This window comes from Micromonospora sp. CNZ297, from assembly GCF_007827625.1.
In genome coordinates, this window is record NZ_VISU01000036.1 from 17,559 (window position 1) to 38,501 (window position 20,943).

Annotated in this window: 14 protein-coding genes, 1 pseudogene and 1 riboswitch; of the genes and pseudogenes, 5 read left to right on the top strand and 10 right to left on the bottom strand. The window is 71.6% G+C overall.

Annotated features, from left to right (window positions below; all coding sequences use genetic code 11):
- Positions 1-294: 294 nt before the first annotated feature.
- Positions 295-2,772, bottom strand: coding sequence for an ATP-dependent Clp protease ATP-binding subunit (locus FB454_RS32560; RefSeq protein ID WP_114920792.1), 2,478 nt, complete (start codon positions 2,770-2,772; stop codon positions 295-297).
- Between the two features lie 302 nt (positions 2,773-3,074).
- Positions 3,075-3,761: a uroporphyrinogen decarboxylase/cobalamine-independent methonine synthase family protein gene (locus tag FB454_RS35615; protein ID WP_357155295.1), complete on the bottom strand. Its 687-nt coding sequence runs from the start codon at positions 3,759-3,761 to the stop codon at positions 3,075-3,077.
- A 144-nt stretch (positions 3,762-3,905) separates the two neighbouring features.
- Positions 3,906-4,123: riboswitch (cobalamin riboswitch) on the bottom strand.
- Positions 4,124-4,736: 613 nt separating this feature from the next.
- Between FB454_RS35615 and FB454_RS32570 the strand changes: the two genes are divergently transcribed.
- Positions 4,737-7,169 carry a low temperature requirement protein A gene (locus FB454_RS32570; protein ID WP_186461711.1) on the top strand — a complete coding sequence of 811 codons (2,433 nt, stop codon included), beginning with the start codon at positions 4,737-4,739 and terminating at the stop codon, positions 7,167-7,169.
- A 94-nt stretch (positions 7,170-7,263) separates the two neighbouring features.
- On the opposite strand, the gene FB454_RS32575 is transcribed toward FB454_RS32570, so the two are convergent.
- Genes FB454_RS32575 through FB454_RS32605 form a run of 8 tightly spaced genes read right to left on the bottom strand, consistent with a single transcriptional unit; the run spans position 7,264 to position 16,576 of the window.
- On the bottom strand, positions 7,264-8,436 hold the full coding sequence (locus FB454_RS32575; RefSeq protein WP_071098676.1) for an alanine racemase: 1,173 nt from the start codon (positions 8,434-8,436) through the stop codon (positions 7,264-7,266).
- Positions 8,433-10,025, bottom strand: a complete 1,593-nt coding sequence (locus tag FB454_RS32580; protein WP_013476162.1) for an IucA/IucC family protein — start codon at positions 10,023-10,025, stop codon at positions 8,433-8,435. Before FB454_RS32580 ends, FB454_RS32575 begins: the two co-directional genes overlap by 4 nt.
- The gene (locus FB454_RS32585) at positions 10,022-11,644 is read right to left on the bottom strand and encodes an IucA/IucC family protein (protein ID WP_145824162.1); all 1,623 of its coding nucleotides are present in this window, start codon (positions 11,642-11,644) and stop codon (positions 10,022-10,024) included. The genes FB454_RS32580 and FB454_RS32585 overlap by 4 nt, the downstream gene beginning before the upstream one ends.
- Positions 11,641-12,816 (bottom strand): ATP-grasp domain-containing protein, encoded by a 1,176-nt coding sequence (locus tag FB454_RS32590; protein ID WP_071098670.1) that lies wholly within the window; start codon positions 12,814-12,816, stop codon positions 11,641-11,643. Before FB454_RS32590 ends, FB454_RS32585 begins: the two co-directional genes overlap by 4 nt.
- A 40-nt stretch (positions 12,817-12,856) precedes the next feature.
- Entirely contained in the window at positions 12,857-14,431 is a 1,575-nt protein-coding gene (locus tag FB454_RS32595) for an MFS transporter (RefSeq protein ID WP_083395349.1), read from the bottom strand.
- The gene (locus tag FB454_RS35145; protein WP_013476158.1) at positions 14,428-14,577 is read right to left on the bottom strand and encodes a hypothetical protein; all 150 of its coding nucleotides are present in this window, start codon (positions 14,575-14,577) and stop codon (positions 14,428-14,430) included. Before FB454_RS35145 ends, FB454_RS32595 begins: the two co-directional genes overlap by 4 nt.
- A 47-nt stretch (positions 14,578-14,624) precedes the next feature.
- Entirely contained in the window at positions 14,625-15,866 is a 1,242-nt protein-coding gene (locus FB454_RS32600; RefSeq protein ID WP_071098668.1) for an MFS transporter, read from the bottom strand.
- Positions 15,866-16,576, bottom strand: a complete 711-nt coding sequence (locus FB454_RS32605; RefSeq protein WP_013476156.1) for a siderophore-interacting protein — start codon at positions 16,574-16,576, stop codon at positions 15,866-15,868. Before FB454_RS32605 ends, FB454_RS32600 begins: the two co-directional genes overlap by 1 nt.
- 246 nt (positions 16,577-16,822) lie before the next feature.
- On the opposite strand from FB454_RS32605, the gene FB454_RS32610 reads away from it, so the two are divergent.
- The 4 genes and pseudogenes from FB454_RS32610 (at position 16,823) to FB454_RS32625 (ending at position 20,908) form a co-directional block, all read left to right on the top strand.
- Positions 16,823-17,380 (top strand): GNAT family N-acetyltransferase, encoded by a 558-nt coding sequence (locus FB454_RS32610; RefSeq protein WP_013476155.1) that lies wholly within the window; start codon positions 16,823-16,825, stop codon positions 17,378-17,380.
- Between the two features lie 387 nt (positions 17,381-17,767).
- Positions 17,768-18,151 (top strand): aromatic acid exporter family protein, encoded by a 384-nt coding sequence (locus FB454_RS32615; RefSeq protein WP_141722639.1) that lies wholly within the window; start codon positions 17,768-17,770, stop codon positions 18,149-18,151.
- A gap of 374 nt (positions 18,152-18,525) precedes the next feature.
- Entirely contained in the window at positions 18,526-19,530 is a 1,005-nt protein-coding gene (locus FB454_RS32620) for an L-dopachrome tautomerase-related protein (protein ID WP_161801663.1), read from the top strand.
- 230 nt (positions 19,531-19,760) lie between these two features.
- A pseudogene (locus tag FB454_RS32625) lies at positions 19,761-20,908 on the top strand (low temperature requirement protein A).
- Positions 20,909-20,943: the final 35 nt, after the last annotated feature.

Sequence of the window (20,943 nt, forward strand, 5' to 3'; positions counted from 1 at the left end):
TCAGCGACTGACCGTCACGTCGACCGGTCCGGCGCTCACGGTGCCGTCATTCAGTGGGGTGCAGCGGATGCCGCCCGTGCGGCGCAGCGCCTTCTACGCATTGGGGGCCGATGGCGACGTCCTTCAGGCACAGGGGGTTGGCCGGGCGGTTGTCCCGCAGGCTGACCGGCCTGCGCCGGCGTCGTCGTCAAGCCCTCCCAGCACGGCCGCGGTTTGGATGATCTGCTGCAACAACTCGCCGGGGTGGAGCCCCCGGGACACACCGCGACGGCTCGCCGAGCTGCTCGTCGGGTGTCACGTGCCAGCCGGTACGGCGGCGGGCCGGACCGAGAGGTCGAGCTCGCCGCCGACGACATTGACATCGATGGTGTCGCCCGGATTCGCCCCGTCATCGAGCAGCAGGGTCGACAGCCGGTCTTCCAACTCGCGCTGGATGCTGCGCCGCAGTGGCCGCGCCCCGTACTCGGGCTGGTAGCCCCGGTTGGCCAGCCACTGCGTGGCGTCCGGGCTGATCTCGAGGTTGATGTTCTGTGCGTGCAACCGACGGCGGGTGCGGTCCAGCAGCAGGCCGGTGATCTCAAGGAGCTGGTCCCGGTCCAGGCCGGTGAAGACGATGATCTCGTCGATCCGGTTGAGGAACTCCGGCCGGAACCGCTGCCCCAGCAGCCCCATCAGTTCCTCGCGCTGGTCGTTGACCGGACGCCCTGCCGCCTGCGCGGCCAGAATGCGGTCCGCGCCGATGTTGCTCGTCATGATCAGGATGGTGTTGCTGAAATCGACCGTGCGACCCTGCGCGTCGGTGAGGCGACCGTCGTCGAGCACCTGCAGCAGCGCGTTGAACACATCCGCATGCGCCTTCTCCACCTCGTCGAAGAGCAGCACCGAGTATGGCCGGCGCCGGACCGCCTCGGTGAGCTGACCGGCCTCCTCGTACCCGACGTAGCCCGGGGGCGCTCCGACCAGCCGGCTGACCGTGTGCTGCTCCTGGAACTCGCTCATGTCGAAGCGGATCATGCTGGACTCGTCGCCGAAGAGCGCCGCGGCGAGGGCTCTGGCCAGTTCAGTCTTGCCGACGCCGGTGGGGCCGAGGAAGAGGAACGACCCGTCGGGTCGCTGGGGGTCGCTCAGCCCGGAACGCGATCGGCGTACGGCGGCCGCCACAGCCCGTACGGCCTCGTGCTGGCCGACCACGCGCTCGTGCAGTTGCTCCTCGATGCGCCTCAGCCTCTGCTTCTCCACCTCCGTGAGCTGGGTGACGGGAACACCGGTACGGCGGCTGACCACCTCGGCGATGTCGCTCATATGCACCTCGGGCACCGGAGGCGTGCCCTCCTGCGCCGCCGCCAGGTCCCGCTCGGCCGCACCGATCTCGGCTTTCAGCGCACCCGCGCGTTGATAATCCTCGTTCGCCACCGCGCTGTCCTTCTCCCGGCGCAGCTGGGACAGCCGCTTCTCGATCTCCTTCTTGTCCGGAGCGGGTGTGCGGGAACGAAGCCGGACCCGGGCCCCCGCCTGGTCGAGCAGGTCGATGGCCTTGTCCGGCAGAAACCGGTCGGTGATGTAGCGGTGGGACAGTTCAGCGGCGGCGTCCAGCGCTTCGTCCGTGTAGCGCACCTGATGGTGCGCCTCGTACCGGTCACGTATGCCCTTGAGGATCGCGACGGTGTCCTCCACGCTCGGCTCCGACACCAGGATCGGCTGGAACCGGCGCTCCAGCGCAGGATCCTTCTCGATGTAGCGACGGTACTCGTTCAGTGTCGTCGCACCGACCACGTGCAGTTCGCCGCGGGCCAGGGCGGGCTTGAGCATGTTGCCGGCATCCATCGCCCCCTCGCCACCGCCGCCCGCGCCGACAACGGTGTGCAGTTCGTCGATGAAGAGGATCAGCCCGTCCTCGCCCGACGTCACCTCCTGGATCACGTTCTTCAGGCGCTCTTCGAACTCACCGCGGTACTTGGTGCCCGCCACCATCCCGGACAGGTCGAGTGCGACCACACGCCGGTTGGCCAGGGTTTCGGGCACCTCGTCGTTGACGATGCGCTGCGCGATGCCCTCGACGATCGCCGTCTTGCCGACGCCCGGCTCGCCGGTGAGCACCGGATTGTTCTTCGTACGCCGGGAGAGCACTTCGATCGTGTCGTCGATCTCGTCATCACGGCCGACGACCGGATCGAGCCGACCGGCCCGGGCGTCCTCGGTGAGGTCCCGCCCGTACTGGTCAAGGGTGGGGGTGCTGCTGGCTCCGCGCCCGTCGGCACCGCCCGCCGGCGGCGTGGGCCCGGTGACGGCCCCACCGAGCGCCCGCAACGCCCGGCCCGCGGTCGTCTCCGGGTTCGCGGCGATGCCGAGCAGGAGGTGTTCGGGGCCGATGTACGTCGCGCCGGACCGTCGCGACTCGCGGTGCGCGTCGAGCAGGGCGCGCTTCGCCGCCGGCGCGAGCGGAGGCGTGTCCTCGCGTGGCCTGCCCTTGGGGACGGCCGACTCTATCTGGCGGGCCAGGTCGTCGGGGTCGGCGCCGCTCGCGCCGAGCATCCGGCGGGTGGGGTCGGCCTGGGCGGCGGCCCACAGCAGGTGCTCGACATTGAGGTACGGGCTGCCCCACTCCGTAGCCTGCTCGGCTGCCCGTTGCAGCAGTTGCCGCGACTCGGTGGAGAGCAGCCGGGACAGGTCGACCCGCTCCACCGGACGTCCCGCGAACGGGTCTCCGCCGAAGAACCGACTGATCAAGTCGTCCAAGGAGCCGCCGGGGATGCGGAACGCGTCGAGCGACATCTCATACCCTTTCTGCCGGTGGGGTGGGTCCTCGGCACAGGCCCACCTGAACGCTACGCACCTTTCGCCCACAGAGTTGGCCTTATGGGTTTCTGGGGAGGCCAGGGTTTGTACTCGCTGCGGGTGCAGGGCAGCCACTGAGGGTGGTTGTCGCGGAGGTCGCACCGGAGCGTCCCAGGGCTGGGCCCCGTCGGCGCCTGCGGCCTGCCCACCATCGGATCGGCGCCTTGACCGGCAGGCCGGGAGGCGCGGGACCCCGGTACCCGCGGACCCTGCGGTCTGCCCTCACGAGCGCTGCGTTGTTACCGGTGGACTTGACCCAGGCGTCCGGCAGGCGTCCGAGTTTGGCCATCGGCGGGGGACCGAATTGCGCTCAGTGTTCCGACAGCACCACGCTCTCCGCCGTCTTGCGCCCCGGACATCTCCGCCGAGTTCGGGCGGCGAAGGCGTGATCGAAAGGCGGCGGTGTACTTGCGGTCGCGGATGAGGAACCCTCCCCGCAGCACACCGGCCACCCCGCCCCACCCTCGATGCGGCCCGATCCGGTGATGGCTGTCGATTCCCAGATCGCGGACCTCACGGTACTCGCGCAGCGCCTTGTCGGGATTCGCCGCGAAGGTGGTGTCGGAGCCGATCTCGGGGACCAGATAGTGGTAGTTGGTGTCGAACCACTTCGTCAGTTCGAGCGCCGGCTCGGCATCGACGCCCCGGGCCATCGCGAAGTAGGTGTCGAGATCGCCGAGGCCGAGGCGGGCGAACCGGTGCGGGATCGCGCCGACAGCGACGGCCGTGTCGAGCACGTGGTCGTAGTAGGAGAACGTGTTCGACGGGATCGCATCCAGGCGCGCGTCGCGCAGCGTCCGCCAGACCTCCTCCCGTAGTGCGGCAGCGGTCGCCGCCAACTTCTCGGCGTCGATCCGGCCCGCCCAGTAGGCCTCGACCGCCTTCTTCAACTCGCGGTGCGCGCCGATGTGGGGGTAGCCGAGCACTGTGCTCTGCCCGAATGAGGTTGTCACTGTGGTCCTTCCCTCGAGGTGCCTGGCGGCCACGGGGGAAGGGGAAGGCGGGGTACGGCTGTCGCGTACCGGCTTTCCGCCCTGGCCCTCCCGAGAGGCCGCCGACGGCGCGCACCGGCGGTACGCGCAGTGCGGGCAGGTCTTCGGACTCGCGGCACGACCGGATCCACCCGGTCACCTACTGGCCGTCGCTTCCCAGACCTCGCGGTCCAGTGCTTCGTTGACGGCTGTCGTTCCCACTCACCGCTGCGGGGCAGTCCCGGATTCGCACCGGGTTCCCTCTTACGGCGCCCCACTCGCGCGGCGGGGGGCGCACCAGCGCCGTTGTCCATCGTATGGGGCGGTGGGCCGACGTGGTCGGTGTGTCCGCCCTGCGGGACAGCAAGCCGTCGCGGCAGCGGAGTGCTTGCGTGCGACGAGAGGGTGACGAGGGGCTAGAAGATGGGCCGGGTCGCGGTAGTCGTGGTCGGCGGATGCGCGCCGCCGAACCCGGTCTGAACCGCCCCGGGTGGAATGGTCGGTGCCGCCGACGAGGTAGTCGCCTCTCTCCGGCGCCGACGGCTGGCCCTGGCCCCTACCGGCGCGGCGCGGAACGCACGGACCGAGGGCTCTGCACCTGCCCGGCCGCTGGTCCGGCAGGTCGGCCAGCCGGACGGGCACCTGCCTTCGCCGTAGCGCTTGTCGTACTGGGCCACCGCGCGAGCGCGGGGGCAGACGAGGCCGTACCGGCTGGCCGTACGGGATGAATCACCACGAGGGCACCTGCCTCTGCCCCGGGGGGAGTGCGGCCAGGCGTCGGCGGCGCCGTGAGTCATCGCCCCCGCCGCACGTGGCGTGGGCGATGTCGGCATCGGCGATCGCGGACCGGCCGGGCTCGTTCCACGCCGAGGTCGTCGCACGGTCGCGGATTCACCTGTCGGCGGCATGAGAGGTTGCAACAGTGGTCGGGTGACCAGCGGAGAGGATGAGGTGGCCGGAGCCGGGCTGGGCGTCCGGCGAACCCTGGTCGCGACGCACGGCGGGGTGACGCGAGCCGAGCTCTTCCTCGATCTCGTGTTTGTCTTCGCCTTCATGAACGTCGCCGGCCTCATGGCCGCGCGGTCGGCCTTCGACGCGCTGGTCCAAGGCGGGCTCGTGCTCCTGCTGCTGTGGCGCAGTTGGGCCGGGTACGCCTGGGTCGGAAACCTGGTCCGGCTCGACCGCGGGATCCTGCCAATCGTCATGTTCATGGTTGCGACCGCGCTCCTGCTGGTCGCCGTCGCGATTCCGGATGTGTTCGTCGACCGGCACGCCGGGCTCTCCGCACCTCTCGTCTTCGTCGTCGGCTTTCTGAGCATCCGAGCCGTGTCGCTGTTGATCATCATGCGGAGCCGGCGACGCTCGACGCAGCAGTCGATCGCACCCGCCCGGCAGGCCTGGCTACCCCTGGCCGCCAGCGCCGTCCTGCTGCTGTGCGGGGCGCTGCTGCCCAGCCACCTCGCACCCGGACGCAGCGCCGGGCTGCTGCAGATCCTGCTCTTCGCGGTGGCGACCGCCGTCGACTACGTCGGGCTGCGCGCTCCAGGCACCGGCAGTTGGCAGCTCAGGTCGGTGCGGCACTGGGCAGAGCGGCACAACCTGATCATGCTGATCGCCTTGGGCGAGACGATCATCTCGATCGGCACGAGCCGGGGGTTCGCCGGCACACCCGCGATCACCTGGTCCGTGCTCGCCGGCTCCGGGCTCGCGCTCCTCGTCGTGGCGTTCCTCTGGTGGGCGTACTTCGACATCGCGGCGCTCGACGCGGAACAGACGCTGGAGTCCGTCCCCCACCACGCCCGGTCCCGGCTGGCCCGCGACGCGTACACCCTCCTGCACCTGCCGATGATCGCCGGGCTCATCCTGGTGGCGTTCGGGCTCAAGCACGCGCTGGGCGCCACCGAGATCGACACCGCAAAGAAGTGGGACGCCCCGGCTCTGTTCAGTCTCTACGGCGGGGTCGTCCTGTACCTGCTCGGGTTGGTGGCGTTCGAGTGGCGCATGGTCCGGCGAATCGGCCGGGGTCCGCTACTCGGCATCGTCCTGGTCGCGCTGCTGGCGCCGGTGGCCCGCACGGTGGAGGCCGTGGCATCGCTCGGGATCCTCGCCGGGGCCCTGGTCTGCGTGGTGCTCGCGCATGTGACGGTGCTCCGGAAGCGTCACCGCGGCCTGCACCGGGTGGTCGCCGTGACGGCCGGGCGCGAGGTCGAGGCCACCCCGGAAGACCTGTTCCTGGACCTCGTGTTCGTGTACGCGTTCATCCAGGTCACTGTCCTCATGACCCGGCACCCGGGGGCGACCGGCGTGTTCCACGGGCTGGCCGTCCTCGCCCTGCTCTGGTGGTCCTGGATCAACCACACCTGGTACACGACTGTGGTGCGCGGGTCGGCGAACGTCCGGCGGTTGATCGTGCTCACTGAGGTGACCCTGACCCTGATGCTCGGGATCGCCACGCCACAGGCGTTCAGTCACGTGCCCGGAGGGTTGCCCGGTCCCGCGATCGTCGTCCTCACGTACGTGGCGGTGCGCGTCCTGCAACTCGCCGCGCTCTGGATCCCGCTCCGGCGAGACACCGCGCTGCCCACGGCCGTGATACGAGCCGCCGCGCCGACGTGTGTCGCCGCCGTACTGCTGGTGGGCGCCGTGCTCGCCGGCGGGGCCACCGGCCCGGCGACACCCCTGAGCACAGCGCTCTGGGTGGCCGGCATCGCCGTCGACCTGAGCAGCGGCTATCTCACCGGAGCCCGCAACTGGCAGCTCGGTCAGGTGAGCAAATGGATGGGCCGCTACAACCTGATCATCCTCATCGCGCTCGGCCAAGCGGTGATCTCCACCGGAATGGCCGTCGCCGGCCTGCCCGCCTCCGGACCCGCGCTCCTCTGCGTAGCACTCGGCGCTCTCCTGCTGTCCGCCCTCTGGTGGACCTACGTCGGCACCGACGTCGTCATCGGCGAACGGTTCACCGAGCTGACCACGCCGCGGCAACGTGGAACTCTGGCCCGGGACGCCTACACGTACCTGCACCTGTTCCTGGTCGTCGGCCTCGTCCTGGTCGCCTTCGGCCTGCGCACATCGTTGGCCATACCCGGACAGCTCGGCCCGGCGACGCCGGCCGGGCAAGTCATTCTCGTGTGCGGCCTAATCGTCTTCCTGCTGACCGACCACCTCGTGTGGCGGCGCGCACGCCGTACCGTGACCCGCCCCCGGGCCCTGACCCTGTTGGTCGCCGCGCTTGCTCCGCTGACCATCCTGCTGCCGGTGCGGGAGGCGCTGATCCTGCTCATCCTAAGTCTGTCGTCCGTGCACCTGCTCGCCCGCACGACCAGACCGCGGCCCGGCAGTCACCCCGCCCGCGGCACGTGAGCGCGAAATTCGCTGCCCGTGATCGCAGTAGCCCGCGCATCTTCCACCAAGCCGCGGATCGCCGGGTGCCGCCGGCCGGGTTGGCGTCTATAAGCTACTGGCGGAATGACCGCGCCAAGTCCTGACCTGTCATCGGCCGGCCGCCCCACTCGGCGGCGACGCGGTGCGGGTCGCCGGTACGGAAATCCGGCGGCTCGTGGAGCAGGAAGTCGCGGTGGCTGATGTTCCAGGCGTACGCGCCGGCCATGGCGAACACCAGCACGTCGCGGACGCCCACCGGCCCGGCGTGCGTCGTGCGGGACAGCACGTCCTTCGGTGTGCACAGTTGCCCGACTACAGTGACCGGCCCGCCGTCGGTGCACGGCCCGTCACCGCTGTACCGCTGGTGCACGGTGAACGGCTGCGCATGGCCCTTGGCCGCCGGTGTACGAAGGTGGTGGGTGCCGCCCGCGACCACTGCGAACCACTCGCCGTAGGAGCGTTTCACGTCGATCACCTCGGTCAGGTACGCCCCGCAGTAGGCGGTGACCGACCGGCCCGGCTCGACGCGAAGCCGCACCCCCGGATACGCGTCGCACACGCCGGCCAGTGCCCGCCCGTAGCTGGCCCAGTCGAAGCGGGCTGCCGGGTCCACGTAGTCGACTGCCATGCCACCGCCGACGTCTACCTCCCGGGCCCCGACCTCGCTGACCGACCAGCGGACCACGGCTTCCGCCACCATGGCGGCGAGCGGCGCGTCCAGTCCGCTGGCCAGGTGGACGTGCACGCCTCGCACCTCGACCCCGGCCGGTGGACGGCGGGCGCAGGCCACCGCCTCAGCCGGGTCCATTCCGAACGGGCTGGGACGCCCGCCCATCACCAGGCTCGCCCCGGGCGCCTCCAGTGGCAGGTTCACCCGCAGCAGCACCCGCGCCCGCACCTCGGCGGAGACCGCCAGCGCGCCAAGGCGGCGCAGCTCGGCCGGGGACTCCACGTGGATCCGGGCCACCCCGGCGGCGAGTGCCGCGGCCAGATCCGCGTCGGTCTTGCCCGGACCGGCGTACGCGGCAGCCGCCCGCTCGGGCAGCACCTGGGCGAGGCGTCGCAACTCGCCCCGGCTGGCGGTCTCGAAGCCGTCGACGACCGGTGCCAGCGTGCGCAGCACGTCCGGCTCCGGGTTCGCCTTCACCGCGTACAGCAGCTCGACCTCCGGCGGCAAGGCGGCGCGGATCGCCCGGGCGTGCCCGGCCAGCGCGTCGAGGTCGTGGACATAGACCGGCCGGGTCACGCGCGACCGCCGAGAGGGTTCGGCACCGGCACGAACGGCGCTGCCCGGTCCGCATCTCTCCGCCATCGCACCAGCAGGTTCGCCTTGGCCACCAGCGGCTCACCGGCCAGCAGGGCACGCAGCTCGGGCGGCTCGCCCAGGTCGGCGGCTACCGCGGCGACCACGTCCCGCACCTCCCGCCACAGGGCCGGTTCGATGCCCGGCCGGGCGTCGGCGAGAGCGCCGCTGATCCCGGCCAGGTGGTTGACGAACAGGCAGTAGACGACGCGCTGGCGGGCCTGGAGGGCGTCGTACCCGACCTGCCGGGGCAACCCCGGTGGCCAGCTCGTCCATCGGCTAATGTCCAGCTTCACCCCCTCCAGGTCGCGCAGCAGCATTCGCACCGGGCAGCCGTCGGCGTCGCGCACCACGAGGACGTTCTGGAGGTGCGGCTCGTGCACCACGCCGTGCCGCAACCACGCATCCAGCACGGCCGGCACCAGCAGCCCGACGTAGCGCCGCCACCACGCCACCGGGTCTGCCGCGGATAGCGGCGCGGCAGCCAGCGCCGCCGCTAGCACCGCGGTCTGCTGGGGCCGCAGATGGGCGCGCAAGCCGGTGCGCAGGATCGTCCCGTACGCCTCGTCCGCGCCGGCCGCGTCGATGGTCCGGTACGCGGGTTCGGCGAGCATCGCCACGCCGTCGGACAGCGGGATCCCGGCAAGCAGCCTGGTCAGCGCGACTGCGGCGGTCAGCTCGTACCGGGCGTTCTTGCGCAGGCAGTTGGTGATCCGCACGTGCAGGCTGGTCTTGACGAACAGGTCGGCGTCGGGAGAGTAGAGCGTGCGGACGCTCGCGGTCGGGCGGACCGGCGCCCCGGCCAGGCCGAGCCGGCGCACCCGGGGATGCGTCGGCGGCACCAGCGTCACCTGCCACGGGTGTACCGGCAGCACCCGGTGCCCGGCCGGTGGGCGCGGCGGTTCCAGGGCGGCCAGCATCGGGTCCACCGGCCCGGCCTCGGCCACCAGGTCGTCCGGCACGGCCAGCCAGTGCAGCCGGAACTCGGTGCGCAGTTCCGGCGCGTACGCCTGCCATTCGTCCGGGTCGCCACTGCGCCACTTGGGGGTGGGGTGGTGCGGGTGGCCGAGGACGAGCGACTGCTCGGACGCCACGTAGGCGTCGATCGCCGGGTCGCTCGTGGGATTGAGGTCGGCGGCCGGCCGCCCGGCCAGCAGGTGGGCCACCGTGTCCCGGCTGGCCCGTACCTGGTCGAGGAACTCGGGATTGTTGTGGCCGGTGCGCGCGGTCAGCTCCGCGGCGACCAGACTGGCCAGCCCTTCGGCGTCCAGGTCGCGCCACGGGCCGCCGTCGGGCCGGTGGCGCACCGGACCGGTGTAGCGATGCGTGCCGACCGGGGACAGCCGGGCCGCCGTGCAGCGTAGTGTCACCCCGGTGGACGGCAGCCAGACCTGCACCACGTCGCCGGTGATGGTGACGTCGGCGGGGGTGGCGACCTCGCGGGCCAGGCAGCCGAACACGGCGTGAGCGGCGGCCAGGTCCGCAGGGTGGGTGTGCCAGGCTGCCCGGGGGCGCAGTCCGGTGCTGGTCATCGCGTCTCCCGCAGATAGTTCGGACCGGTGTGCCGGTAGAACTTGTTCACGTCGGCGCATCCGAGCCGCTGCTTCGGTAGCAGGGTGCCGGCGGTGACCATCGCCTTGACCGGAAGCCGTTCGGCGCGCAGCACCCGTTCGGTGAACTCCCGCGCCGCCAGGCCATCGCCCCACCGGTCCCGGGCCGCAATGAGTCGCGGGGTCAGCGCGGCGGCCGGCGTCGGCACCGGGACCCCGCGGGCGGCCAGCGCCAGCAGCGGCGCAGCGGCGGCCAGGTGAAGGGTGATGGTGACGAACACGTCGGCCAGTTCGCCGGGGTCAGTGACCCACATCCGTGCGTCCCGCAGTGTCACCGCGCCGCGGTGGCGCGGGTCGAGGCGGGCACCGTCGTCGTCCTTGTAGAGCAGGCCGATCGTCCCGTCCGGCGCGAGGAGCAGGTGAATGTTCTGCGGGTGGGCCTCCAGCGCCACGCCGTACCGGAGCCACAGGCAGACGTGCCAGTCGAGCAGCAGGTCCAGGTAGGCGTCGAGCACGGCCTGTGGACGGCCGCCGCCGATGCGCTCCAGCACCGTGCCGGACTCCGGGTCCGGCGCGGCGAGGGCCGCCACCGGCACCACCCGGGTGCTGGCCAGGTCCCGGGGGAACCGGCGGAGCAGGAAAGCCCGCCGGTCGTCGTCGCCGACGTGACCGAAGGTGCGCTCGTCGGCATGCCGGATCCGGCCCGCGAAAGCGGGTTCGGCCGCAGCGGTCCGGTCGAGCAGCCCGGCCACCGCCGCGCCGTCGGCCAGCGTGGCCGGCCGCAGGCCGCGCCGGTTGCGCGCGCCCAGCGTGGCGGTGGGCAGCGGTAGCTTCAGGTGCGTGTACGGGTCGTCTGCGAGCGCCACCGTGCGCATGGAGAGTGTGGGCCGCACTGTCACCACCGGCCGGTCGGTCACCGGCAGCGCGTGCCGCGCCGCGGTGAGCGGGTGCACCGGCAGCAGCACGTCGCCGGCCCGGTCCGCGGCCGGCCACCACGCCGGCAGCGGACCGGTGAGCCGTACCGCCGTCCGGGGGGCGACGTGCCAACGCAGCGCGAAGCGGGGTGCGTGCTCCGGGGCGTACTGGGTCAGGTCGTCGTCGCCGAGACCGTGCCGGCAGCGGTCGGTCGGGTAGACCGGATGACCGGCGTGCGCGGCGAGCACGTCGTCGAGCAGTGCCGCCGGCATGCCGGCCGGCGTGGTCACCCGTTCGGCGGCCACGGCGGTGAACACCGCCGGCCGGGACCGGGTGGCGAGCCGACGGGCCCGCAGGTCGGCGTGGCACTCGGCGATGAACGTCTGCCAGCCGGCCTCGGCCTCCGGGTCGTCGACCGGGGCGAGTACCGCGAGCAGAGCGTCGAGGGTGTCCACCCGGCGTTCGCGGCCCTCGGCGTCGCGGACGTCAAGCATGGCGGTCGCGCAGCGCAGCATCGCCTGGAAACCGTCGGCGCGGACCGGGATGCGCAGCAAGCCGCCGGCGTGCGGTACCTCCCACCGGCCGGTCACGGTGAGCCGGCCGCGCCGGAGCAGGCCGATGTGGTCCTCGCGCAGCAGCGCGTCGAGCACCCGGACGAAGACCTGCTGCTCGCTGTGGTCGGTCATCCGGTGATCGTCCAGCTCAGGTCGTCCCGGAACGCGGTGAGCGCGGCCCGGACGGTGTCGGGGTCGGGTCCGATGCCGTGCAGCGCGGCCAGGTAGTCGCGGTTGGTGCCGGTGCGCTCGGCGACCCGGCCCACCTCCCGCATCGGACGGCACGACAGCCGCACTCCGTCGTGGACGGTGTCCACGGGCCCGGGCGCCGCCGTGAGCCGGCCGGACTGGTCGGCGCAGACGTACTCGACCCGGGCGTACCTGTTCAGGGCGGCCGGGTCGGGCAGGTCCAGCGCGGCCAGTGGCTCGCCGAGGTGCAGCCGGATGACGTGGGCGAACAGGGGCACGCCGAGCAGGCCGGTGAGGATCAGGTCCATCCGGTCACCGATGAGCCGGTCGTTCACCTCGATCAGCCGGATTCCGTCCGGCCGCACGACGTACTCGGTGTGGCAGGCGCCGAAGCCGACGCCGAGCGCGTCGAGCAGCGCGCGGAGCCTGGCATCGTGGGCGGGAGGTGGAGGCGCCCAGTCGAGGCTCACCTCGGTGAAGGTCGGCGGTGCGCCGAGGCCGGTGCGCCAGCCACCCAGCACCGTCAGCGATCCGCTGTCGCCCAGCGTGTCGTAGGTGCGCAGCTCGCCGGCCAGGTACTCCTCGACGATGAGAACCACCTCGGGCCGCCGCCGCCGGATCGCGGTGACCTGTGCGGCCAGCTCGCGCCGGTCGGTCACGAGGTAGGCGTCCTCGCTGGCCACACCGTCGCGGGGCTTGAGCACGGCGGGGAACAGGTCGGCCGGGACCGCAGGGGTGGCACCCGGGTCGAGGGTTATCGCCCGGACCGGGTCCAGTCCGGCGGCGGCGAGCGCGCGGCGCATGGCGGCCTTGTCCTTGCAGCGCCGAGCCGCCTCCGGGTCCTTGCCCGGCAGGCCGAGCTTGTCGGCGGCGACAGCGGTCGCCTCCTGAAGATGGTCGCTGTTGGACAGCAGCGCGGCGGGCGATTCGGCGGTGGTGGCCGCGACGATCGCAGCCGGGTCGCGGACCGCGCAGCGCCGCACCGGCACGTCGGCTGGCCACTCGCCGGGCCGGTCGGTCAGCACCGTGGCCGGAAGGCCGAGCGCGTCCGCTGCCGGGAGGAAGCCCTCCAGGACGGCGTCGGTGGGGTTCAGCGCGGTCAGGTAAAGGTGCATCGAACCTCCTAGACCGAACCGGCATTTAGGGCAGCCTACCCTAAATATGTAGCTTTGTGGAGGTTGTCGGACGCCGGCCCCCGGCCGCCAACCGATCGGCACGCCACAGCAGGGCGGCGGCAACCAGACCACCGACCAGGACAGCGAACGCGCCCACCGTCTGACCGGTCCGCAACGCCTCGGCGAAGGCGGTGGTCACCGCCTCCTCCCGGTCCGGCCCGGCGGCGGCCAGCGTGGCCGGGAACGAGCCGGCGCCGGCCAGCGCAGCAGGCAGCAGCGCGCCGAACCGGGCGTTGAGCACCGCGCCCAGCACCGCCACCCCCAGACTGCTGCCGACCTCGGTCATGGTGCCGTCCACACCGGCTCCGGCACCGGCTTTGTGGGTGGGGATCGCGCTCATCACCGCCTCCACGATGGCCGGGTTCGCCAGCGCGCATCCCGTACCCATGACCAGCAGCCCTGCCAGCAGTGTGGCGTAGCCCTCGGACGGACCGTGCGTGACCAGCGCAAGACCGGCGGCCAGCAGGGTCATGCCGACCGCGATGGCAGTCGGCAGGCCGAGCCGGCGGATCGCCAGCGCGGCCACGCCGCCGACGTTGAGCGCCACGATGGACAACGCGAACGGTGCCATCCGCAGCCCCGCCTCCCAGGCCGGGTAGCCGCGGACGAACTGAAGCTGCTGGGTGAGCAGGAACAGTGCCCCGGTGGCGCCGAACGTGATCAGCACGACGCCGCAGACCGCGCCGACGAAGCGGCGGTCCCGGAAGAAGTGCATATCCAGCATGGGGTGGGCGCACCGCCGCTCCCAGCCGACGAACAGCGCCAGCAGGAACACTCCTGCTGTGCCCACGCCGAGCACCGGCGCCGACGCCCATCCACGCTCGGGACCGGAGATGATCGCCCAGACGATCGCGGTCAGGCCGGCGGTAGACAGCGCGGCCCCGCCCAGGTCGAGACGCCCACCGGTCGGGTCCCGCGATTCCGGGACCAGTATCCGGCCGGCGAGCAGGCAGACCACCACGATCGGGACGTTCACCAGGAAGATCGCACCCCAGGGCAGGTGAGCCAGGACGAGTCCGCCGATCGGCGGCCCGGCGGCGAAGCCCAGCGCGCTGGTCGCCGCCCAGATGCCGATCGCCCGGGATCGCTCGGCGGCGTCGAAGACCTGCATGGCAACGGCCAGGGTGGCGGTGGCGAGCAGCGCACCGCCCACTCCCATGCCGGCGCGGGCGGCGATCAACTGCTCGGCAGTGCGGGCAAGCCCGGCCGCCGTGGAGCCGAGACCGAACAGCGCCAGCCCGACCAGCAGCATCCGTCGCCGCCCGTACCGGTCGACGGCGCTACCGGCGCTCAGCAGCAGCCCGGACAGCATCAGCGCGTACGCGTTGATCATCCACTGGACGTCGGCCGTGCCCGCGTCCAGCTCGACCGTGAGCACCGGCACGGCCACTGTCAGCACCGTATTGTCCAGCACCACCACGAGCTGGGCCAGGCAGAGCACCGCCAGGATCAGCCAGCGGTGCGGCACGGCGGCCGGCGGCGCGGCGGCCCCGTCCGCGCTCGCGGTCGGCAGAGCGCCGGGTGCCGGGCCGACGCTCGTGGAGTCGAGCGTCACGGTGTCGGCACCAGCGACGATCCGAGACGGCTGAGCGGTTCGGCCGAGGTGCCGGCGGCCCGCAGCGCCGCAGACGCGGCGTCGTTGGCAGCGGCGCGGCCGGCACCGGCGAGCGCGGTGCCGGTCGGGCTCCCGAGCGAACTCATGCGGCTTCCCAGCGGTAGTACGGACAGGATGCGCGGCGACTGCAGCCTCAACTGACGAGCAAGTCTGTCTGGGGGTGAGCCGCCCGGATCGTCGGCCCGGACGGCGGGAACCGGCGCTGGTGCGTCACGCCCACCGCCACCCCGGCGGCGACAAGCACCAGCGACGCCAGCGCAACGGCCGGGTAGCCGAACCGGTCGGCGGCGGTGAGCCCCAGCGAGGCGGCCACGAACGAGCAGACCAGCCCGAACGACGACAGCACGGTGAAGTCGGTGCCGCCGCTGCCTGGCCGGGAGTAGTCCATGTTGACCGTGTAGAGCACCACGTTGGCTATCGTGTACGCGGCCAGGAAGAAGCAGAGCGCGGCGACCGTGCCGCCTAGCGGCGCGCGGCCGTTCATCAGCGGCAGCAACGCCACTGTGGATAGAGCCAGAGTGACCCCGCCGGCCACCAGCACGCCGGCACGCCCGAAGCGGCCGATCCCGAGACCGGCGATCAGGCCGGCCGCGATCGCCGGCACGCTGGTCACCACGCCGGTGACCACGCCGATCCGGCCCAGCGACCAGCCGGCGTCCACCAGTGCTGGCGTCACCAGCGCGTACGCCATGCCGGCGCCCACGTAGACCAGCGGCACCACGCCGAAGGTCCACCACCGGCAGCCGGGCTGCCCGAACACCGACACCAGCGCCCGGTAGGCCCCGCCGATGCGCACGATCCGATCGGTGCGCTCCGGTTCCCGGAACCGCCACACCACAAGCAGCCCGATCGCGGTCAGCGCGGCCAGCAGGCCGACCGCCGCAGCCCAGCCGAAGCGGTCGTACACCAGCACGCAGACGCCGCCGCCAAGCAGGTTACCCAGATAGCTGGCCGCCACCTGGATGCCGTTGCCGGTGCCCCGCTCCGACGCGGCCAGCAGCCGCACCGCGACCGCGTCGACGGCGATGTCCTGGGTCGCGGAGAAGAACACGAACACGGCGCAGACGGCGATGACCGGACCCAGCTGGTCCGCGAGCCGGGAGAAGGGCAGCAGCGCCAGCAGAGTCAGCACCAACGCGGCCTGGAGCACCAGCAGCCAGGAGCGGTAGTGGCCGCGGCGCCGGGAGCCGTAGCGGTCGAGGAGCGGCGCCCAGAGGAACTTGACAGGCCAGATCAGGCCGACCACCTGTAGCAGCGCCAACGTGTCCAGCGAGGTGCCGCCGTCGCGCAGGATCGCGGTCAGCCCCACCGTGATGAAGCCGATGCCGAGATACTGCGTGACGTAGAGCGCGGTGAGCGTCCCGAGGCGGCCCATCAGACGGCACGCCAGTACGCGAGCGCAGTGAGCTGGTGCTTGCCGACGCCGAGCGTGCGCCGCAGGTGCCGGGTGATGCCGCGAGTGCTGGCCGCCTCACAGGCCACCCAGTAGTGCGCGGTCCCGACGGCGGGCAGCGCTGTGCAGACGGTGTCGACCAGGTGCCGGCCGTCGTCGCGGCGGCGCACCCACGTCACGTCGTGGTGGGCGCGGGCGCGCAGGGTCAGCGCCTTCTCGCCCTCGTGGGCGTACTCGAGCCAGACCGTTGCCGGGATGTCCGCGCCGGCGTCGAGGAGGCTGTTGACCGCCGGCAGCGAGGCCGCGTCGCCGACCAGGTAGAGGTGTTCGGGCACCGGGTCGGGCAGCGCGAACGCACTGCCCTGCACGGTCGCGTCGATGGTGTCGCCCACCCGCGCGGTGGTCGCCCAGCGGGCGGCGCATCCCTCATGCACGGCGAACTCGAGGGTGAACCGCCCGGTGGCCGGGTCAGGATCGACGAGCGTGTAGGCCCGTTGGTGGGCCCGTCCGTCGTTGTCGAACCAGAGCCGGATCCACATCGTCGGGTGCGTGCCGCAGGCCGCCAGCAGCCCGCCGTCATCAAGGAGCAGGCGCTGGTAGTGCCCATCGACCGACTCGGTGTCCAGCACGGTGAGCCGGAAGTCCCGGCCCCCCATGGCCTTGAGCACCAGGCCCTCCCAGTTCCGTTTCACGAGCCCCTCCATGTAAGGTCCACCTTAGTTAGGTGAGGGTAGCCTAAGTTGACCGCTTGAGGGAACTGCCACTCCAGGGCTGGCGGGTGATCCTCGCCGATACGGCTGCGAGGGCTGAATACCCGCAGCGTCCAGGGCGTCTCCGACGCCCGCTGGCAACAGCAGTGTCTGGCCGACTGGGCCGTCGGCGACCTGATCCCGCTCTGCCCACCCGCCCTCGCCGAAACCCCGAAGGAGGACACGATCGTGATCTACCAGGAACAGATTCCCGACCTCGGCGACCTGACGCTGGAGCCGGTGCGCCCCGACCAGCACGCCGTACTGCTGCACGGCTGGGTCACCCTGCCCCGCAACGCGTTCTGGGGAATGGGTGGACACAGCCTCGACGACGTGCGCGAGATCTACACGTTCCTCGACGGGCTGGACACCCATCACGCGTACCTGGTCCTGCTCGACGGCGAACCGGTCGGGCTGTTCCAGACCTACCAGCCCGAGGCGGACCCGGTCGGTGAACGCTACCCAGTCCAGCCCGGCGACGTCGGGATGCACCTGCTCCTCAACCCGCCCCGGCGCTACGCCCGCGGCCTCACCACCGCCGTCGGCCCGACCCTGGCCCGCTTCCTCCTACGAGATCCCGCCGCGCAGCGCATCGTGGTCGAGCCGGACGTGCGCAACGAGGCCGCGCTGCGACGCCTACGAACCGAGGGCTTCACATTCGCCTCCGAGATCGACATGCCGGACAAGCGGGCACAACTGGCGTTCCTGACCCGCGAGCGGTTCGAAGCGAACCACCAGCAGGCCTGATCCAGGCGCCCCGGCCAGACTCACGGTCGCACCCGCAGGCGCACTTGTCGAGGGCGCCTTGTCGCGTCGAGCGACCGAAAGCGCTCAGCGCACGGCACCGTCGGAGGCCGCCGCGGACGCCCGGAGTCCGCCACGTCCGGCAGAACCGTGCCTGGGCCGCGATCACCCGCCGACCGTTGTCGGTGAACAGACCGCACGCCACGCTGACGGGCGAGGTCGGCAGGTGCGTCTACGTGGCGAACGCGGCAATGCTCCCTCGAAGCGCGGAGGGGAGCCGGCTCGGTGTCGCTGTCGGCGCGGGCAGGTTCACGGTGAGGCGGGGCGGGGCGGGGCGGGGCGGGGCGGGGCGGGGCGGGGCGGGGCGGGGCGGGGCGGGTAAGAGCGTGCATGGTCAAGGGCAACGACGATCGGTGCTGTCCCCATTTCCCGAGATGGCAGCCGATCTCGCCGAACGCGCCACCGTCGACGTGCCCGACCGGGTCGGAACCGGCGCACGGATCCTCCGCCGGCAGTTCGGTCATCGTGCTGATCGCCACCCAGGCGGGTCTGGCCGCCGCGCTGTCCTGGGTGATTGCCCGGGATTTCCTGCACAACCCCATGCCGGTGTTCGCTCCCAGCGCTACGGCCGGCACGATCGCGCCGGCGATCGGTCAACGTGCCCGGCGAACCGCCGAGACGCTGCTCGGGTCGGGCTCGGTCTCGTCGTCGGCGACTCCGCGCTTCATGTCATCCGCTACGGTGCGTGGCAGATCGGACTGGTCGTCGCCATGACGCTCACCATCGCGCTGCTGCCGATCGGACATAGTGGCGCGCTCGTGGCACAGGCGGGCAGGCACGGCAGACGCCCACCGAGAACCCGCGAACACATGGCGGCTTCCTTGCCCTACTGGACACCCATCGCGGACGACCTCCTCGGAGCCAGCAGGTGAGCCGGATCCTCAGTCCCCGGCGACGACGAGGTCGCGGCGGATCAGCACGTTGTCGGCCGGCGCGGTTGACCTTGCGCCCCAGGGGTACGCGGCGCACGTCGAAACCGGTCGGACCAGGGCCGCCTCGACAGCAGGTGACCAGGGTCCCGCCGGACGAAGGAAGGACTCACCCATATGGCCACGATGCCCGGCCGGGAGGATCCTCGCCTGATACCTGTGCTTTCGGGCGACCGGGTCTGGACCGGTGTCACGACGACCACCTCCGGCAGACTGTTCGTCAGCTACCCGTCCACGGACGGACCCGGTGTCCAGGTGGCCGAGGCGTTGACGGGTGGCCGGTTCGCGCCGTACCCGGATGCGAGGTGGAACGAGGTGCGCGCCGAACACGACCCGCGGGGACGGTTCGTGCATGTCAACGCGCTACGCGTCGGGCCGGACGGGCAGTTGTGGATCGTCGACGCCGGGGCCGCCGGCCTCGGCCAGCCGCAGGTACCCGGGGGCGCCCGGCTGATCTCGGTCGACCTCGACCGCGACCAGGTCCATCGTAGCTACGACCTCGGTCCGGCGACGTACGAGCACAGCTACATCGACGATGTGCGGTTCAACGGCCGATTGGCCTACGTGAGCGACTCCGGTGCCGCCGGCCTGATCGTCGTCGACCTGGACAGCGGCCGGTCCCGCCGGGTGCTGGACAACCACCCCGCGACCGTCAACCAGGGTCCGCTCTACGCCGACGGGCAGGTCCTGCGCGACGCGCACGGCGCCGAGCTGCGGGTGCACTGCGACCAGATCGAGGTGTCACCGGACGGGCGCTACCTGTACTTCCAACCGCTGTCCGGACCGATGTCCCGGGTCGAGACCCGTTACCTCGACAATCCGGCCACATCCGCGCAGAGGCTGGGCGATCAAGTCCAGCACTGGGCCGACACCCCGACCACCGGCGGCACCGCCATCGACGCGGCCGGCACCATCTACCTCAGCGATGTGGAGAACCGCCGACTCCTGACCATCGCTCCGGACCGGCGGATGAGCCCATTCCTCACCGATCCGCGGCTCGTCTGGTGCGACGCCCTTTGGATCGACAGCAGACGGCACCTGTGGATGCCCGCGGCCCAGCTCAACCGCACCGCCGGGCTGACCGGCGCCGCCGCCGTCGAGTACCCGGTCCACATCTACAAGGCGCCCATCGACGTCGGCCCAGCCCCGAACGACCACGCCTGAGGGCGCACAGCACCACGTCGGCAGGTCGACGGTGTCTCTACCGCAAGACGAGTCAGGACTATTCGACGAATTCCATGCCGGGACGCGTGCTATGACCTCTTCGGGGGTGAGGATTCGTGTGGCAGCACCATCCGGCGGAGCCGACGTCGCCAGCACAGACTCGCCAATCGCGGGCGACCTTTCTCGAGCTGTTCTTCGACCTGGTGTTCGTCTTCGCGCTGACCCGAATCGTGTCCCGCGTCTACGATCACATGGTCATCGAGCCGGACGGGCGAGCCTGGCCGCAGGCGCTCTGGCAGGCGTTTCTGACCCTGCTGTTGTTGTTGGCACTGTTCGGCCTCTGGCAGGGAACCGCCTGGACCACCAGCCGCTACCACCCGGATTCGTTGGCCCTGCAGACCGTGGTCGCCGTGGCGTTGGCGCCGGGCTGGTGATGGGGGTAACGGTCCCGCGCGCCTTCGACGGCTATGCCGAGGCATTCGCCATCGCCTACGCGGCTGGGCAACTCGCCCGTCCCTTGATCCTGATGCTCGTGATCCACGACCGGGATCGCCGGCTGCTCAAAGGCCGCATGTTGATCACGTACGGCGTCACCGGCGCGCTGTGGATCATCGGAGCCTTCGTGGACGGTCCAGTCCTCGTGCCGGCCTGGGCAGCCGCCCTCGCCGTGGAGTATGCTGCGGCGCGGACCGGATGGCCCCTGCCGGGCCTGGGGCATTCCGAACCAGAACGCTGGGACATCACCGCGGAGCACCTCGCCGAGAGGTACCAGCAGTTCTTCCTCATCGCGCTCGGTGAGACGATCCTGGTGATCGGCTTCACCTACAGCACCGGACCGTTCGACCGCGACCACACCCTCGCCTTCGTCGTCGCCGCGCTCACCTCGGCGGCGTTGTGGCGCCTGTACTACTACCGGGCGGGGCACATTCTCGCCGAGGCGATCGCACATTCCCGAGCGCCGTCGGTCATCGGCCGGTCTGCCGCCGACACGCACCTCATCATGATCGTCGGTGTCGTGACCACGGCTCTCGGCTACGAGATCACCATCGAACAGCCCCTCGGTCACGCCCCGGCAACCTGGATCGCGCCCATCCTGCTCGGCCCCGCCCTCTTCATCGCCGGCCGGGCGCGGCTCGAATACCATGTGTCGCCCGCGTCTCCCCCTCACGCTACGTGGCCCTTGCGGCATTGCTGCTGTGCTATCCCGTCGCGATACACATGTCGCCGCTCGCCGCCGCGGTCGCGGCGGTGGCCATCCTCTCCGCCGCAGCCACCGCCGACGCACGCCGGTCGCGCGGACACCCGGCCGAACCCGCCCGCCCGTTACCTTTTTGATCGTCCCCAGCCGGGGACTCCTCGGTCGCCCGGCCCGGTATGACTTCCTGCCCCTGTCGTTCGGATGATCCGGGGGGT